The sequence below is a fragment of the Comamonas sp. A7-5 genome (assembly GCF_039581385.1).
Classification (GTDB): domain Bacteria; phylum Pseudomonadota; class Gammaproteobacteria; order Burkholderiales; family Burkholderiaceae_C; genus Comamonas; species Comamonas thiooxydans.
Map to the genome: position 1 here is coordinate 518,342 of NZ_JBCPWO010000002.1, position 15,725 is coordinate 534,066.

General features: G+C 63.2%; 13 protein-coding genes. 6 read left to right on the forward strand and 7 right to left on the reverse strand.

What is annotated here, in order from left to right; translation table 11 throughout:
- Window positions 1–19: 19 nt before the first annotated feature.
- The 4 genes from AAIL67_RS05355 to AAIL67_RS05370 form a co-directional block, all read right to left on the reverse strand.
- On the reverse strand, window positions 20–1,987 hold the full coding sequence (locus tag AAIL67_RS05355; RefSeq protein ID WP_343483519.1) for an alkaline phosphatase PhoX: 1,968 nt from the start codon (window positions 1,985–1,987) through the stop codon (window positions 20–22).
- A gap of 248 nt (window positions 1,988–2,235) precedes the next feature.
- Window positions 2,236–3,066, reverse strand: a complete 831-nt coding sequence (locus AAIL67_RS05360) for a BPSS1780 family membrane protein (protein WP_063661654.1) — start codon at window positions 3,064–3,066, stop codon at window positions 2,236–2,238.
- Between the two features lie 112 nt (window positions 3,067–3,178).
- Entirely contained in the window at window positions 3,179–4,135 is a 957-nt protein-coding gene (locus AAIL67_RS05365; RefSeq protein ID WP_343483520.1) for a homoserine kinase, read from the reverse strand.
- A gap of 112 nt (window positions 4,136–4,247) precedes the next feature.
- Window positions 4,248–4,610 (reverse strand): hypothetical protein, encoded by a 363-nt coding sequence (locus AAIL67_RS05370; protein ID WP_343483521.1) that lies wholly within the window; start codon window positions 4,608–4,610, stop codon window positions 4,248–4,250.
- A gap of 100 nt (window positions 4,611–4,710) precedes the next feature.
- Here AAIL67_RS05370 and polA point away from each other — a divergent pair, with 100 nt between their 5' ends.
- The 5 genes from polA to AAIL67_RS05395 all read left to right on the forward strand — a co-directional run bounded on the left by polA (window position 4,711) and on the right by AAIL67_RS05395 (window position 10,856).
- On the forward strand, window positions 4,711–7,524 hold the full coding sequence (gene polA, locus AAIL67_RS05375) for a DNA polymerase I (RefSeq protein ID WP_343483522.1): 2,814 nt from the start codon (window positions 4,711–4,713) through the stop codon (window positions 7,522–7,524).
- 206 nt (window positions 7,525–7,730) lie between these two features.
- On the forward strand, window positions 7,731–8,393 hold the full coding sequence (locus tag AAIL67_RS05380; protein ID WP_034353248.1) for an AzlC family ABC transporter permease: 663 nt from the start codon (window positions 7,731–7,733) through the stop codon (window positions 8,391–8,393).
- Window positions 8,390–8,701 carry an AzlD domain-containing protein gene (locus AAIL67_RS05385; RefSeq protein WP_082877265.1) on the forward strand — a complete coding sequence of 104 codons (312 nt, stop codon included), beginning with the start codon at window positions 8,390–8,392 and terminating at the stop codon, window positions 8,699–8,701. The genes AAIL67_RS05380 and AAIL67_RS05385 overlap by 4 nt, the downstream gene beginning before the upstream one ends.
- Before the next feature lie 95 nt (window positions 8,702–8,796).
- Window positions 8,797–9,702 (forward strand): dienelactone hydrolase family protein, encoded by a 906-nt coding sequence (locus AAIL67_RS05390; RefSeq protein ID WP_343483523.1) that lies wholly within the window; start codon window positions 8,797–8,799, stop codon window positions 9,700–9,702.
- Window positions 9,703–9,902: 200 nt separating this feature from the next.
- Window positions 9,903–10,856, forward strand: coding sequence for a ZIP family metal transporter (locus tag AAIL67_RS05395; RefSeq protein ID WP_034378631.1), 954 nt, complete (start codon window positions 9,903–9,905; stop codon window positions 10,854–10,856).
- Window positions 10,857–10,904: 48 nt separating this feature from the next.
- On the opposite strand, the gene AAIL67_RS05400 is transcribed toward AAIL67_RS05395, so the two are convergent.
- The 3 genes from AAIL67_RS05400 to AAIL67_RS05410 form a co-directional block, all read right to left on the reverse strand.
- Window positions 10,905–11,642, reverse strand: coding sequence for a LytTR family DNA-binding domain-containing protein (locus AAIL67_RS05400; protein ID WP_034378633.1), 738 nt, complete (start codon window positions 11,640–11,642; stop codon window positions 10,905–10,907).
- Window positions 11,623–12,693, reverse strand: coding sequence for a histidine kinase (locus tag AAIL67_RS05405; protein ID WP_343483524.1), 1,071 nt, complete (start codon window positions 12,691–12,693; stop codon window positions 11,623–11,625). The genes AAIL67_RS05400 and AAIL67_RS05405 overlap by 20 nt, the downstream gene beginning before the upstream one ends.
- A gap of 195 nt (window positions 12,694–12,888) precedes the next feature.
- Window positions 12,889–13,848, reverse strand: a complete 960-nt coding sequence (locus AAIL67_RS05410; protein WP_343483525.1) for a DMT family transporter — start codon at window positions 13,846–13,848, stop codon at window positions 12,889–12,891.
- Between the two features lie 339 nt (window positions 13,849–14,187).
- Here AAIL67_RS05410 and argH point away from each other — a divergent pair, with 339 nt between their 5' ends.
- Window positions 14,188–15,636 (forward strand): argininosuccinate lyase, encoded by a 1,449-nt coding sequence (argH, locus tag AAIL67_RS05415; protein WP_034353260.1) that lies wholly within the window; start codon window positions 14,188–14,190, stop codon window positions 15,634–15,636.
- Window positions 15,637–15,725 lie beyond the last annotated feature (89 nt).

A 15,725-nucleotide genomic window follows, 5' to 3' on the forward strand; every position in this document is an offset into this window, starting at 1 on the left:
CATTTTGGATTGAAGCGGCTTATTTGGCCTTGAGTGTCATCTGCGTGGGCTTGGCCGTCATGTAGCCGACTGCCGCACCAAACTTGTCCTTGTAATTGGCGTTGATCAAACCGTCGAGCTGATCCTTGACCTTGGCGTGCAGAGTGCTCCAGTCACCGGGGTGCTGGAAGTTGCTCTGGATATAGGTCCAGCCGTTGATCTCGTCCACGGCATGCAGACCTGTGGATTCGGCACCTGCCGGTGTGGACAGAATGCGCGACATGGCCTTGGTCTCGACGTTATAGGTCCACAGGAAGTTGTTGATGTGGTTGCCGCTGTCTTCGCCGATGAAGAGCGTGCGCATCTTTTCGGAGAACTTGAGGTTGTCGGGGCTGGCAATCTTGTCCGGGTGGGCGGTGTTGCCTAGTGCATCTGCGGCAATGTCTTCGCCCATCATCAGCATGTGCGAGCTTGTGGGCACCCATTCACTGTTGATGGCCGTGCCTTTGGTGTCCTTGATGCTGCCGCCCAGCTTGTGCTCCAGAATGCCGCCCGCCTTGACCGTCTTGGGAAAGTTGACATTGTGCTTGGCATCCCAGAGCTTGTCGTTCTGGATCATGGAGGTCTGGATATTGGCCAGTGCCGAGTAGGCAACCTTGTCCTTGATGCTGATCGTTGTGCCCTCCATCTTGGTGAAAGCCATGCTGCCACCCATAAGATTGGCATAGCGGTGGGTTTCTAGGAAGGCCGCAGCCTTCTCCATGCCGGACTTGAGCTTGATCCAGGCGGCGCTGCCATCCAGAAAGACCTTGGTGTAGCTAGCGTCGCCGGGGTCAGTCGTGAGCGACTCCATGATGTCGGTGGGCTTGGTGTTGTTAGCCAGCGCTTCGATTTCAGCGCTGGTGGCGTGACCGAGGTTGATCCACTCCATCTTGGCGGTGGAGGTGTCGGTCAGCGACTCCGTGTAATGCGCCACATACAGCGTACCGGCGGAGAGATCTTTTTCCTTGTCCGCGACAAACATGAACAGACCGCCGTTGGTGTAGTCGTCACCCATCAGTGCTGTGCGATTGTCAGGCATGACATGGATCAGCTCGTGCGAAATGCGGCCCAGGCAGTAGTGCTTCTTGACCGTGCCGGTGCCGTCGGGATTGACCGTGATTTCAGGCAGATGGCCGTAGTGGTATGGGTTGGCCTTGGTTTCATCGCCAAACACGTTCTTGCTGAAGGCTTTGAACATGGAGGAGTTGCTGGCGCTGAAAGCATCGGGTTCGTACTCTTCGCTGGACAGGTGGGTGTTCCAGGGCGAGAGGCTGGCACCGCAGGTGATCCACAGGCCGTGAGCCTTGGACATGTCCACATTGTGGTACTTGACCAGGCTCAGCTTGCCCGTAGTCTGATCCTGATCCAGTGTCAGCACGGCAATGGGCGATGGCAGGGTGCCGTAGGCGCTCTTGCCGGACTGGTCTTTGTTGGCGTACTCAAACTGCACCACCGCAAACACGGGCTTGCCTTTGACGCCGTCTACTTTGGCGTTGTCGAGTTGCAGCAGCGAAGAGCCATCTGGGCAGTCGGAGAAGAAGTGGCGTTCCTTGCCAGCCACGCTTTTGTCCATGATGGGCTGGTTGTTGATGTCGTAGTAGCCACCGGCGAGGATCTTGCCGCCTTTGCCGTCGGTCACCATGTCGCCAGTGACGAAGTAGGGTTCATAGCCCAGATCAAAGACCTGCTCGCTCTTGTCGTCGAACGCCACCTTGAGCTGCGAAGCCACATACATGGTGGCCATATTGGCGGGCGTGGTCAGCGTAGGCGCGGCCATGCTGGTGAAGGTGGCGGAAACATAGTTCTTGGTGACGGGAGGCGTCGTAGGCGTTGTCGGGGTGTCGTCATCACCACCACCACATGCGGCCAGCAGGCTGGATGCGGACACGACCGAACCCAGTGGGAGCAGAGGAGCGCCGGAAAAGAGTTGCAGGGCCTTACGACGGCTGAGCAGATTTTGTGCCATGAGAGTTTCGCAGTGTGGGGTGAAGCGCAGACTTGGGGCAGCGCTGAATTGAATGAATGCCAGGACATGAGATGCATGCCTTGGTCAGTCCTGCGAATCCTAGGAAACAAATATGACAGTGCCGTGGCGGCTTGATGACGCCGGGATGAATGATCTGCTGGCGCGGGCCTTTGTTCGGCCCATAAAAAAAGCCCCGACCTGGGGTCGGGGCTGGTGCTGGTGCTGGTGCAGGGTGGTAGTGCTCGAGCTTAGGAATCCGATGATGGCGGCGCTGTGCCCGACGAGGAGTCGGTCATAGTCTGGTCGGCATCGGGCGGGCTGAAGCTGTCACGGAAGGTAAACACAATCGAGGTAAAAAAGATGGCTGCCAGCATCAGTGCCGTTGCCACCATCAGGCCACCGGCAATGCTGCCGATGAGCATGGCAAGGATGCCGGTCACGATGGCCAGGGCCATGCCGGAGACGATGAACACGCCGATCCAGCAGACACCGAACACCAGATAGGCACCGATATTGCGAATGCAGCCGACAAAGCTGAAGAACAGCGATTTGACGGGGCTGATGCCATGCCAGTGGATGAGCGCCGGAGCATGCCAGAAGGCCAGCGACAGCGGCAGGTAGAGAAACATGCTCAGCCACATGGCGGACTGGAACTCGGGCTCTTCGGCCAGTTCGCGGGTCATGGGAGTCTGACCCAGGTAGACGCTGGCAAACGTGCCGCCGTCCACAAGGCTGGAGGCACCGATGATGAGCAAAAAGCCTGCGGCATAGAGGCCGCCCAGCATCAGCATGGAGTGCAGATGCTGGCTGCCGGAGCGGAAAGCCACCAGCAGCAGCGCCGGTGTGGGCTTGCGGCCGTGGGCGGCTTCGGATGCCGCGACCATCATGGTCAGCGAGATGCATGGCAGCAGTGCCAGTGCAATGACGGGGCCGATCAGCGGCAGGGCCGAGATCAGAGACATGCTGGCCATGCCCAGAAAGAACAGGGCGGCCAGGGCCAGGGGCTGGCTTTTGAAGGTGCGCAGACCCTGCAGCACCCATTGCAGACCGGTGCCGGGTGGAACGATTTGAAGTTTCATGGAAGAGGCTGAAATACTTTTGCGAGAGCGTGCAAAAGTCGCTTCTTGCACTGTACCCGAGACGGCTGAGCGGGGCCATCAAAAGCCCCGGAGCAATCAGCTTGCCTGGTACTCAGTCCAGCGTCAGCGGATGTGCGATGCGCTGGCTCAGCACGCGCTCGAAGTGGGTGGGGTCGTGAGGCTGCAGCAGTGCGGCTTCACGCGGCAGATGGAAGTCCCAGAGGCGGGAGATCCAGAAACGCAGGGCGCCGGCACGCAACTGGGCGTTGAGCAACTCGCGCTCGGGCCCGGTCAGCGGACGCACGGCCTGGTAGGCCGCAAGCATGGCTTTGGCGCGCTCGGCATCATGTGCACCTGTTGCGTGATCGATACACCAATCGTTGAGGCAGACCGCAAGATCGAAGAGCCAGGTGTCCACGCCCGCGAAATAGAAGTCGAAAAAACCGGTCAGCCGGTCGCCGTCGAACATCACGTTGTCGCGGAACAGGTCGGCATGGATGGGGCCGCGCGGCAGGGCCGCATAGCTGGCCGAGGCGGCGATATGGTTCTGATAGGCCAGCTCGGCGCGCAGCATGGCGGTGGTTTCCTCGCCCAGATGGGGCAGGACCACGGGCACGGTTTCATTCCACCAGGGCAGGCCGCGCAGATTGGGCTGCTGGCGGTTGTAGTCCTGACCGGCCAGGTGCATGCGCGCCAGCATCTCGCCCACGGCAGCGCAGTGCACGGCAGCCGGGGTCAGCTGGCTCTTGCCGGCCAGGCGGTTGACGATGGATGCGGGCTTGCCGCAGACCTTGAGCAGAATGTCACCGCTGCGTGTCTCGCCCTGCGGGTCCGGCACGGGAATCCCGGCTTGCGCCAGGTGCTTCATCAGGTAGAGGTAAAAAGGAAGCTGCTCGGCACTCAGGCGCTCGAACAGTGTCAGCACCCACTCTCCCTGGTCGGTCGTCAGAAAATAGTTGGTGTTTTCAATGCCGCCTTGAATGCCGCGCAATTCCTTGAACGCGCCTAGGGACATGCGGCGCAGCAGCTCGCGCGCATCTTTATCGGAAACTTCGGTGAAAACAGCCATGGTGAATACGCCGGTCTGGGGCGACCGACCGAACTAGCGGGGAGAAGGTGTCTATATGCAACAGGGCAGTGAAGCACTGCCCTGTCATGAATGGGGGAAAGCGCGCCGCGCTTCAGAATTTGATGAAATTCCAGACGCGGGTGCCCGTGGTGTCGCCGCTGTTGTTGTCGCGGTTGCGGGCTGCGCGGGCGCCGTCGTTGGACTGCACCTCGTACTCGGGCATGGAGCCTACCTTGGGTTGCACGGTGATGCTCTGGGTCTGACCGCCCACACGGGTTTCATCCACACGGCTGCCAGCATCTTCCACGCGGATATGTTCGATCCGCTGGTTGTGCCTGCCGGTCGCCGCCGTGTTGTCCTGCTGGCCCTGGGGCGCAGGAGCGACCACGGCATTGGCCGGAGCAGGAGTGGGGGACTGGGCCAGAACGGATCCGGCAGCCAGGCTCAGGATGATGAAAAGTGGTGCAGCGCGCATGATGCATAGATTGTAGGGCGACTTCGAATTGTCCCACCAGGCGCAGCCTGTCTTTGGGCTGCAGCTCGGAGGAGCCGGGCACGCGTGCACAATCCGGGGTATGAGCAATTCCAAGACCCTGGTGCTGGTGGACGGCTCCAGCTACCTCTACCGCGCCTACCATGCCATGCCCGACCTGCGGGCGATTCCAGGCGACCCGGCCAGCCCGGCCACGGGCGCCATCCGCGGCATGGTGAACATGATGCAGGCGCTGAGGAAGGATGTGCAGGCCGATTACGCCGTCTGCGTGTTCGATGCCTCGGGCCCGACCTTCCGCGACGAGATGTACACCGAGTACAAGGCCACGCGCTCGCCCATGCCCGATGACTTGCGCAGCCAGATCGAGCCCATCCACGAGGTGGTTCAACTGCTGGGCTGGAAAGTGGTGGCCGTGCCCGGCGTGGAAGCCGATGACGTGATCGCCACGCTGGCGCAGACCGCGGCGGCCCAGGGCATACAGGTCATCGTCTCCAGCGGCGACAAGGACTTGAGCCAGCTGGTGGGCGAGCATGTGACCATCATCGACACCATGAATGGCAAGAAGCGCGACGTGGCGGGAGTGACGGCCGAGTTCGGCGTGCCGCCGGCGCTGATGATCGACTACCAGGCCCTGGTGGGCGATACCGTGGACAACGTGCCCGGCGTGACCAAGGTCGGACCCAAGACTGCAGCCAAGTGGCTGGAGGAGTATGGTTCGCTGGACAATCTGATTGCCCGCGCCGCAGATATCAAGGGCGTTGCCGGTCAGAACCTGCGCGATGCGATTGCCAGCGGTCAGCTGGCGCTGAGCCGCCAGTTGGTGACCATGAAGACCGACTGCGATCTGTCCTCCTATATCGGCGGCCTGCCGCAGCTCGATGCCATCACGCTGGCCGAGCCCGATAGCGCAGCGCTTGCGCCCTTCTACGAGAAATACGGCTTCAAGGGGCTGGTGCGCACGCTGGGCGCCGCAGCAGCCGAAGCCAAGGCGGCCAAGCCGGGCAAGGCTGCCAAGGTCGACAGTGCCCAGGGCGGCCTGTTCGATGCCGATGACGCGGCGGCGACCGAGGTCGCCGTGACTGCCCAGCAGCGCGATGTCCTCTACACCACGATTCTGAGCGAGGCTCAGCTCGATGAATGGCTGGCCAAGATCAGCGCCGCCGAGCTGACCGCGCTGGATACCGAGACCGATTCGCTGGACGAGATGGTGGCCCGCATCGTCGGCATCTCCTTCAGCGTGGCCGTGGGCGAGGCCGCCTATATTCCGCTGCGCCACGAAGGCATGGACGTGCCCGAGCAGCTCGATATGGACATGGTGCTGTCCAGGCTCAAGCCCTGGCTGGAGGATGCCGGCAAGAAGAAGCTGGGCCAGCATGTCAAATACGACCAGCATGTGTTTGCCAATCACGGCATCACTGTGCGCGGCTATGCGCACGACACCATGCTGCAGTCCTATGTGCTCGAAGCCGACCGCCCGCACAATCTGACCAGCCTGGCGCTGCGCCACGTAAGTCGTACTGGCATCAGCTACGAGGACCTGTGCGGCAAGGGCAAGAACCAGATTCCGTTTGCCCAGGTGCCTGTGGACAAGGCCGCTGCGTACAGCTGCGAGGACTCCGACCAGACGCTGGACGTGCACAACACCTTGTGGCCGCGCATCCAGGCCCATGCCGGGCTGCTGCATATCTACGAGCTGGAAATGCAGACCAGCGAAGCGCTGTTTCGCATCGAGCGCAATGGCGTCAGCATTGACGCGGGCGAGCTGGCGCGCCAGAGCAATGATCTGGGCGCGCGCATCCTCAAGCTCGAGGAAGAGGCTTACGAGATTGCGGGCCAGCCCTTCAATCTGTCCTCGCCCAAGCAGCTGGGAGAGATCTTCTTCGACAAGCTGGGCATGCCCGTCGTGAAGAAGACCGCCACCGGCGCGCGCAGCACGGACGAGGAAGTGCTGGAAAAGCTGGCCGAGGACTATCCGCTGCCCGCCAAGCTGCTTGAGCACCGCTCGCTGTCCAAGCTCAAGGGCACCTACACCGACAAGCTGGCCCAGATGGCCTTGCCCAGCGACGGCCGCGTGCACACCCACTACGCCCAGGCCGTGGCAGTGACGGGGCGTCTGTCCAGCAACGACCCCAATCTGCAGAATATTCCCGTGCGCACGCCCGAAGGCCGTCGCGTGCGCGAAGCCTTTGTGGCCCCCGAGGGCAAGCTGATTGCCAGCGCCGATTATTCGCAGATCGAGCTGCGCATCATGGCCCATCTGTCGGGCGACGAGGCCCTGCTGAGTGCCTTCAAGAGCGGCCTGGACGTGCACCGAGCCACGGCCGCCGAAGTCTTCGGCGTGAGTGTGGACGAGGTCAGCAGCGAGCAGCGCCGCTATGCCAAGGTCATCAACTTCGGCCTGATCTACGGCATGAGCAGCTTCGGCCTGGCCAAGAACCTGGGCATTGAAACCAAGGCTGCGGCCGCCTATATCGACAAATACTTCCAGCGCTATCCCGGCGTGAAGCGCTATATGGACCAGACCGTGGAGCTGGCCCACGCTCAGGGCTATGTGGAGACCGTCTTCGGCCGCCGCTTGGTGCTGCCCGAGATCAATGGCGGCAACGGCCCGCGCAAGAAAGCGGCCGAGCGCGCGGCCATCAACGCCCCCATGCAGGGCACGGCGGCCGATCTGATCAAGAAGGCCATGGTGGCCGTGCAGGCCAGGCTGGATGCCGAAAAGCCCGAGGTGCTGGTCATCATGCAGGTGCATGACGAACTGGTGTTCGAGCTGCCTGAATCCGCCAGGGACTGGGTGCAGGCCGAGATCCCGGCCATCATGGCCGGCGTGGCCGATCTGTCCGTGCCGCTGCTGGCCGAGATCGGCTTTGGCAGCAGCTGGGAAAAGGCGCATTGAGCTTTTCACCAACAGGCGCACTGATATGCGTTTGTCCCGGGGCGACTAGGTCTTGCCGAGGCGAATCCTTAAAAAAGAGAGCTGCCTGCGCTTTCTATTAAAGAACTTCAGGTTGTTTTTGACCTGAAGTGCTTTGTTCACATGCACTGTCAGCTCCTGAATTGTTCTAGCTTGTTGCGGGAAATATCTTGTTCAAAGGCTTTGCAATGACGCCCGCCGTGCGCATGGGGCTGTCGATTTCGGTGGCGACGGGGCTGTACGGCATCTCCTTCGGTGCGCTTTCCGTGGCGGCCGGCCTCAATCTCTGGCAGACCATGGCGCTGAGCGCGCTGATGTTCACAGGCGGTTCGCAGTTCGCCTTCATCGGCGTGGTTGCCGGTGGCGGCAGCGGCATGGCGGCCGTCAGTGCGGCCTCGCTGCTGGGCGTGCGCAATGCCATCTACGGCATGCAGATGAGCCGTCTGCTGGGCGTCAAGGGGCTGCAGCGCTGGCTGGCGGCGCATTGGACCATCGACGAATCTGCGGCCACGGCATCGGGGCAGGAAGATCTGGCCGAGCAGCGGCGCGGCTTCTGGGTCGCCGGGGCGGGCGTGTTCCTGCTCTGGAATCTGTTCACCTTGCTGGGCGCGCTGATGGGCAATGCGCTGGGCGACACGCGCCGCTTCGGTCTTGACGGTGCCGCCGTGGCGGCCTTTCTCGGTCTGCTCTGGCCGCGCCTGAATGCGCGCGAGCCGGTGGCGCTGGCACTGGCCTGCGGCCTGGTCACGGCCCTGGCCATACCCTGGGTGCCCGCAGGCGTGCCGATTCTGCTGGCCGCGGCCCTGGGCGCCTTCTGGGGCTGGGTGCGCCCTTCGGAGGCCGAGCAATGACGCTGTCCCTGTGGCAATGGATCTTGCTGGCCTGCGCGCTGGCCTTTGTGACCAAGCTGCTGGGCTACAGCCTGCCCGAGCGCTGGATGCGCAGCCCGCGCATGGCCCAGATCGCGGCCTGTCTGACGGTGGCGCTGCTGGCATCGCTGACGGTGATGAACACCCTGGCCAGCGGCACGCGCATCAGCCTGGATGCGCGTCTGGGCGCCTTGCTGGTGGCGGCGCTGGCCCTGTGGCTGCGGGCACCGTTCTTGCTGGTGGTGATTCTGGGGGCAACTGCCGCGGCGCTGCTGCGCTGGCTGGTCTGAGCTGACGGCAAGGCACTGGCTTTAGACTGCATGGCCAGCTCGGCTTGCTGCGCGAGCCGGGCTGGCTTGAGATTCCATCAACCCAAGGAGGATCCATGAAGTACGAAGACATCGCTCAGGATATGCAGGGGCTGCTTGGCGGTCGCGCCGATGCCCGGCCCAGCCGCCGCGCGGCCTTGCGCACAGCCCTGGGGGCCGGCCTGGGCGTGGGCTATGCCTGCGCTGCCGGGCCGGTCATGGCGCAGACGGCCATCAAGACTCCGGTCGACGGCCTGACGGCAGGTGAGGTCAGCATCGATGTCAAAGGCTTCAAGCTGCCGGCCTATCGGGCCATGCCTGCGGGCAGGCAGAATCTGCCCGTGGTGCTGGTGATCTCCGAAATCTTCGGCGTGCACGAATACATTGCCGACACCTGCCGCCGCCTGGCGCGTGCCGGCTATCTGGCGATCGCCCCCGATCTGTTTGTGCGCCAGGGCGATCCCATGGCCTATGCCGAGATGGCCAAGCTCATGAGCGAGGTGATCGCCAAGGTACCCGATGCCCAGGTCATGGGCGATCTGGACGCGGCCGTGCAATGGGCGGGTACGCAGGGCGGTGATGTGAAGAAGCTGGCCATCACCGGCTTTTGCTGGGGCGGGCGCATCACCTGGCTGTATGCCGCACATGCCCCGCTCAAGGCCGGCGTGGCCTGGTATGGGCGCCTGCAGGGCAACAAGAACGATTTGCAGCCCAGCTATCCGCTGGATCTGGTGGGACAGCTCAAGGCGCCGGTGCTGGGCCTGTACGGCGGCAAGGACACGGGCATTCCGCTGGAGTCGGTCGAAGCCATGAAGGCAGCACTCAAGACCGGCTCTGCGGCGGCCAGGGCCTCGGAGTTCGTGATCTTCCCCGAGGCGCCCCATGCCTTCCATGCCGACTATCGCCCCAGCTACCGCGAGCAGGCCGCGCAGGACGGCTGGACCCGCATGCTGACCTGGTTCAACCAGCATGGCGTGGCTTGATGTCTCAGACGCTGAAATTTTCGGCCCGGGGGGCTTGACAGCTTTGCTAAGGTGAAAGAAGTCCCGGCATGCCATGCATGCCATGCGCATCCGGGGCTGACGGTATGGGGATAGTCGCAAGCGGGCCGCGTTGGGCGGCGCATTCTGCGAAAATCCTCAAGATTCGCCTGTAAAAGGTTGCGGTTAAGCCATATAAAGCTATGACATTGGTAGCAATTATTCTGGCCACCCTGGCTGCTGGTATCGGCAGTGTCTGGGTGGCCGCGTTGTTGATGAGTCTGGGAGGGGGGCGCACGCCAGGGCTGATGCCCCAGCGTTTGCTGAGCCTGGCGGCGGGAGCCTTGCTCGCCACGGCCTTCATGCATTTGCTGCCCGAGGCGTTCGAGAGCCACGGCAAGTCCCATGATCTGTTCGTGGTGCTGCTGATCGGGCTGGTGTTTTTCTTTCTGCTGTCCAAGGCCGAGCTCTGGCACCACGGCCATGAGCATTCGCATGGCGACGCCCACCAGCATGTTCCCGTGCACCACGGTCATGGCCACGATCACCAGCATGGTCACGCCCGCCATGAGCATGGCGAGCATACGCATGCTCACAGCCATGGCAAGGGCGGCTGGGCCATTCTGACGGGCGACAGCGTGCATTGCTTTGGCGATGGCGTGCTGATTGCATCGGCTTTCGTGGCCGACATCCGCCTGGGCCTGATTGCCGCTCTGTCGGTGCTGGCGCACGAGGTGCCCCACCACATGGGCGATATCGTGGTGCTGCGCCAGTCCAGCAGCAATCGCCGCGTGGCGCTGATCAAGGTGTCCATGGCAGGAGCCGTGACCACGCTGGGCGGGGTGGCCGGCTATTTCCTCATCGGACAGTTGCACGAGCTGCTGCCATATTTCCTGGTCATTGCGTCGAGCAGCTTTATCTATGTGGCGCTGGCCGACCTGATTCCCCAGCTGCAAAAGCGCCTGAGCGCCAAGGAAACCGCAGCCCAGGTCTTCTGGCTGCTGCTGGGCATTGTCATCGTGACGGTGATGAGCGGCGCGGCGCACAACCATGGACACGAGCATGACCACGATCATGGTGCCGAGGTCGGGCATGCGCACGAGCCCGCCCCCGCGCCCGCGGCTGCCCATGAAGCGGCGCACAAGCACGAACATTGATTGCAACTGCAGTCGATAAAAAAACCGGCTTCCAGTCGGTTTTTTCATTCAGGAAATATCTTTGAGCTCGGTCTTGACCGCCGCCAGCTGGCGGCGCGATACCGGCAGCAGCTCGCTCACGCCCTGCAGGCGCAGACCCCAGCCTTCGCCTTCCTGCGGGTCGTCATATTTCTCGAGGCCGCGCAAGGCCGCACGCAGCACCAGGGCGTTGCGGTGTATGCGCAGCAGATGCTCGCCATGGCGGGTTTCGAGATCGGCCAGCGCTCCGTCGAGGATGTAGTTGCGCTGCACGGTGCGCACGGTGATGTATTTCTGCTCGGCCTTGAGAAAACGTACTTCGGACAGCGGTAGCCGCAGCGTGCCGCCGCGCTCCTGGATCAGCAGCACGGGGCCGCTGTCCACGACGCTGCGCGTGCTCAGCGCACGTTCGGCCTTTTGCAGCGATTGCTGCAGGCGCTCCAGGCGTACGGGCTTGGTCAGATAGTCCACTGCATCGAGCTCGAAAGCCTGTAGCGCATGGCTGGAATGCGCCGTCACGAACACGATGGCGGGCGGGTTGGGCAGCTCGGCCAGAGCCGCTGCCAGTCGCAGCCCGTTGTGGCCCGGCATGTGGATGTCCAGCAGCACCAGTTGCACCGGGGCCGGCTGTGCGGCCTGCAGCATCTGCAGGGCTTGTTCGCCATCGGCGGCTTCCTGGATATGGTGGGGGCCATGTGCGCAGTCGCCGAGCAGAGTGCGCAGCCTGGTGCGGGCCAGAGCTTCGTCATCAACGATCAGAATGTGCATGGCGGGATTGTCCCGGTTTTGGGTCGGTCTGCAGCAAAGGCACGCTCAGGCGCACCACATACAGCCCATCGCGTACCCTGGCGCTGAAGCTGCCTTGCAGATCGTGCAGCAGCGACAGCCTGGCCTTGACATTGTCCAGGGCCATGCCATGGCCCGTGCTTTGATGCTCGGCGCTGGCCGGCGGCAAGGTGTTGATGATCTGGATCAGCGCCTCGTTGCCGCGCCTTTCGGTGCGGACCTGCAGCTTGCCGCCGCGCGCATTGGGCTCCACGCCATGACGGATGGCGTTCTCCACCAGCGGCTGCAGCAGCAGCGGCGGCAGCAGCGCTCCATGCACGCTTTCATCGAGCTGCCACTGCATCTGCAGCCGCTCGCCAAAGCGTACCTGCTCTATGGATAGATAGCGCTGGGCCAGCTCTATCTCCTGGGCCAGCGTGGTGGTCAGATGGGGTTCGGCCAGCGCATAGCGAAACAGGTCGCTGAGGTCCTCGAGCAAGGCCTCGGCCTTGGCGGGTTCGGCACGCACCAGCGCAATCGCGCTGTTGAGGGTGTTGAACAGAAAATGCGGTCTGATGCGTGACTGCAGCTCGGTGAGACGGGCCTGGGTCTGCGCCGGCGTGTTGCCGCGCGCGCGCAGCACCAGCGCCGTCACCAGCAGCGCGGCCAGCAGGCCTCCCGTGACGGCACTGGCCAGCCAGGGGACCTTGGCTATGCCTATGAAGAGCAGCATGCCGCAGGCGTAAAGCCCCGCGAGGGCACCCAGCAGCACGCCGGCCAGATACTGGCCGCGCGTGCCCAGGCGCTGCAACTGGTGCTTGAGGCTGCAGGCCGCTATCAGCCAGACCAGGGTACCGGGCAGGCAAGCCCCGGTGAGCAGGGCGGCGCTGGAAAACCACTCCCAGAACGAGTCCGCGCCATAGATGGCGGCCGTGCTCGCCACCACCTGTACAAACAGCACGGCACGCAGGACCACACCGGCATTGCAGGCGTCGAACACCAGGACCGTGCGGGCCGATGCGGGAGTGGCGGCGATGAGCGGTGAAATGGGCACAGGTGGTCTGGAGCAGGGCGCTGTCTTGGATGCAGACTGGGGCGAAAAAAGCACAAAGGGCATCCCTGTCGACAGGGATGCATGCCCGGTTCGAAATTGCGCAAGTCCTGTGATTATTGGCCAGCAGCCGCTGTGCAGCTGCAATTCGCGCGGCATCTGTCGGTTTGATGCATCAGCGTTTGTGCTGACTCAAAATTAGGCAGCAGCCCGGCCTGCGGCCTGAAAGCGTCTGAGCGACCAGACCAGGCCTGCGAGAATCAGCAGCATGGGCGCCAACTCGCCGAGCCGGGGCAGGCGCTGCTCGTAGAGGAAGTGGTAGGCCAGGGCAAACAGGGTTTCGAACACCAGCAGCTGGCCCACGAAGGTGATGGGCAGGCGCTGGCTGGCGGCATTCCACATCCAGTTGCCCAGCCAGGACGAGAGCACGGCCACGGCCAGGTTCAACAGCCAGAACAGCTGCCAGCGCTGGGCTGGAATATCGGGGCTGCCAGCGCCGCTGGCCTCCGGCGATACCAGCCAGAGCAGCGCCCAAAGCAAGGCGCTGATGAGTCCGACGACTAGGCCCCAGAGTGTGGACCATTCCGTGCCGTTGAAGCGGCTTTGCGCCAGATAGCGGGTGTTGTCCAGCGCGTAGCGGCTCCAGCAGAGCATGGCCAGCACGGCCATCAGCACGCCCAGCAGATAGCGCTCCTGGCTGCCTTCGGGCCCTGTGGTCAGCGCATGGGCGTTGACGAGCACGATGCCGGTCAGGATCAGCGCCATGGGCGCCAGCATGCGGCGCAGCGGAAGCGCGCCATGGGTGTTGCGTCCCAGCAGCGGCACGGTGACGGGAACCAGGCCCACGATCAGCGAGGTCACGGCCATGCCTATCCATTGCACGGCCGTGGCGACCAGGGCAAAGTACACCACATTGCCCGTCAGGGCCAGCCAGACCAGATGCCGGATATCGGCCGCTTGCAGCCTGGGCAGCAGCCTGGTGGCCCGAGGCAGAAAAACGCATAAGGCCACCACGCCATAGAGCACGAAGCGGCCAAAGGTGATCTGCAGCGGCGAGAACTCCGGCAGCATGGCCGGCACGAGAAAAATCGCGCCCCAGAGCGCGCAGGCGGCCAGCGCAAAACCGAGGCCGGAAATCAGGGAAGAGCGGGAATGCATGCCGGGAGGCGCGTCAGCCGCTTGGGCAGCGGCCTGGGAGGGAAGTGAACGGGGACGATGTGATTGTCCGCGCAAGCCAGAAACCGGGTGGCTGCAGCCGGATTTGCCAGCTTGGCTGGATAAGGCTTGCAGGCCTTATCTATCAATCGCAGTGTGCTATTGAATCGGGAGTTTATGGGGCGCGAACAGCGCTTTGTCGCAGTGGCCGGCAATGGCTCTGGGACGCTGTGGCGCCCAAGCCGGGTCAGGCCGATAAAATCCCTGTTTCTGCTTTGCACAGCCGTCACGCCAAACTTCTGCATTGGGCGGCCTGTGGTTTTACGGGATTGTTGCCCTCACATGTCTACATCTGCTCCTTCGCACAACCAGCTCGATTCCAAGGCCGAAGCCTGGTCTGCCCTGTTCTCCGAACCCATGAGCGACCTGGTCAAGCGCTACACCTCCAGCGTGTTCTTTGACAAGCGCATGTGGCAAGCCGACATCCAGGGCTCTCTGGCACACGCCGAAATGCTGTCGGCCCAGAAGATCATTGCAGCCGAAGATTTCGCCTCCATCCAGAAGGGCATGGCGCAGATCACGGCCGAGATCGAGGCCGGCACTTTCGAGTGGAAGCTGGATCTGGAGGACGTGCACCTGAACATCGAGGCGCGCCTGACCCAGCTGGTCGGCGATGCCGGCAAGCGTCTGCACACCGGCCGCAGCCGCAACGACCAGGTGGCCACCGACGTGCGCCTGTGGCTGCGCAGCGAGATCGACCTGATCGAAGGCCTGCTCAAGGAGCTGCAGCGCTCGCTGGTCGACGTGGCCGCGAAGAACGTGGACGTGATCCTGCCCGGTTTCACCCATCTGCAAGTGGCCCAGCCCGTGAGCTTCGGCCACCATATGCTGGCCTATGTGGAAATGTTCAAGCGCGATGCCGAGCGCATGCTGGACGTGCGCAAGCGCGTCAACGTGCTGCCCCTGGGCTCTGCCGCCCTGGCCGGCACCACCTACCCGCTGGACCGCGAGCGCGTGGCCAAGACCCTGGGCATGGAAGGCGTGAGCCAGAACTCGCTGGACGGCGTGTCCGACCGCGACTTCGCCATCGAGTTCACCGCTGCTGCCTCGCTGTGCATGGTGCACGTGAGCCGCCTGTCGGAAGAGCTGATCATCTGGATGAGCCAGAACTTCGGCTTCATCAAGATCGCCGATCGCTTCACCACCGGCTCGTCCATCATGCCCCAGAAGAAGAACCCCGACGTGCCCGAGCTGGCACGCGGCAAGACCGGCCGCGTGGTCGGTCATCTGATGGGCCTGATCACGCTGATGAAGGGCCAGCCCCTGGCCTACAACAAGGACAACCAGGAAGACAAGGAGCCGCTGTTCGACACGGTGGACACCCTGAAGGACACGCTGCGCATCTTCGCCGAGATGATCGGCGGCCAGCTCAACCCCGCCAGCGGCGTCAAGGAAGGCGGCATCACCGTGAATGCCGAGAACATGCGCGCTGCAGCTCTGAAGGGCTATGCCACGGCCACCGACCTGGCCGACTATCTGGTCAAGAAGGGTCTGCCCTTCCGTGACGCCCACGAAACCGTGGCTCACGCCGTGAAGCTGGCCACCATGAAGGGCGTGGACCTGACCGAGCTGCCACTGGCCGAGCTGCAGGCCTTCAACCCCAACATCGAGGCCGATGTGTTCGAAGCCCTGAGCCTGGAAGGCTCGCTCAATGCCCGCAACACGCTGGGCGGTACGGCGCCGGCGCAGGTGCGTGCGCAGCTGGCCAAGCACCACGCTCGTCTGGCCTGATGGACTCAAGCACTGTGGCGTAACGTTCACGCCTTGAAAGCGCCCTTTGCCGGGCGCTTTTGTTTTGGTTAGTCTGGAAAAAGCATAAG

Excerpts from the sequence above, each read along its gene's own strand:
- AAIL67_RS05355 (WP_343483519.1), bottom strand. The coding sequence starts at position 1,987 with ATGGCACAAAATCTGCTCAGCCGTCGTAAGGCCCTGCAACTCTTTTCC.
- AAIL67_RS05360 (WP_063661654.1), bottom strand. The coding sequence starts at position 3,066 with ATGAAACTTCAAATCGTTCCACCCGGCACCGGTCTGCAATGGGTGCTG.
- AAIL67_RS05365 (WP_343483520.1), bottom strand. The coding sequence starts at position 4,135 with ATGGCTGTTTTCACCGAAGTTTCCGATAAAGATGCGCGCGAGCTGCTG.
- AAIL67_RS05370 (WP_343483521.1), bottom strand. The coding sequence starts at position 4,610 with ATGCGCGCTGCACCACTTTTCATCATCCTGAGCCTGGCTGCCGGATCC.
- polA (WP_343483522.1), top strand. The coding sequence starts at position 4,711 with ATGAGCAATTCCAAGACCCTGGTGCTGGTGGACGGCTCCAGCTACCTC.
- AAIL67_RS05380 (WP_034353248.1), top strand. The coding sequence starts at position 7,731 with ATGACGCCCGCCGTGCGCATGGGGCTGTCGATTTCGGTGGCGACGGGG.
- AAIL67_RS05385 (WP_082877265.1), top strand. The coding sequence starts at position 8,390 with ATGACGCTGTCCCTGTGGCAATGGATCTTGCTGGCCTGCGCGCTGGCC.
- AAIL67_RS05390 (WP_343483523.1), top strand. The coding sequence starts at position 8,797 with ATGAAGTACGAAGACATCGCTCAGGATATGCAGGGGCTGCTTGGCGGT.
- AAIL67_RS05395 (WP_034378631.1), top strand. The coding sequence starts at position 9,903 with ATGACATTGGTAGCAATTATTCTGGCCACCCTGGCTGCTGGTATCGGC.
- AAIL67_RS05400 (WP_034378633.1), bottom strand. The coding sequence starts at position 11,642 with ATGCACATTCTGATCGTTGATGACGAAGCTCTGGCCCGCACCAGGCTG.
- AAIL67_RS05410 (WP_343483525.1), bottom strand. The coding sequence starts at position 13,848 with ATGCATTCCCGCTCTTCCCTGATTTCCGGCCTCGGTTTTGCGCTGGCC.
- argH (WP_034353260.1), top strand. The coding sequence starts at position 14,188 with ATGTCTACATCTGCTCCTTCGCACAACCAGCTCGATTCCAAGGCCGAA.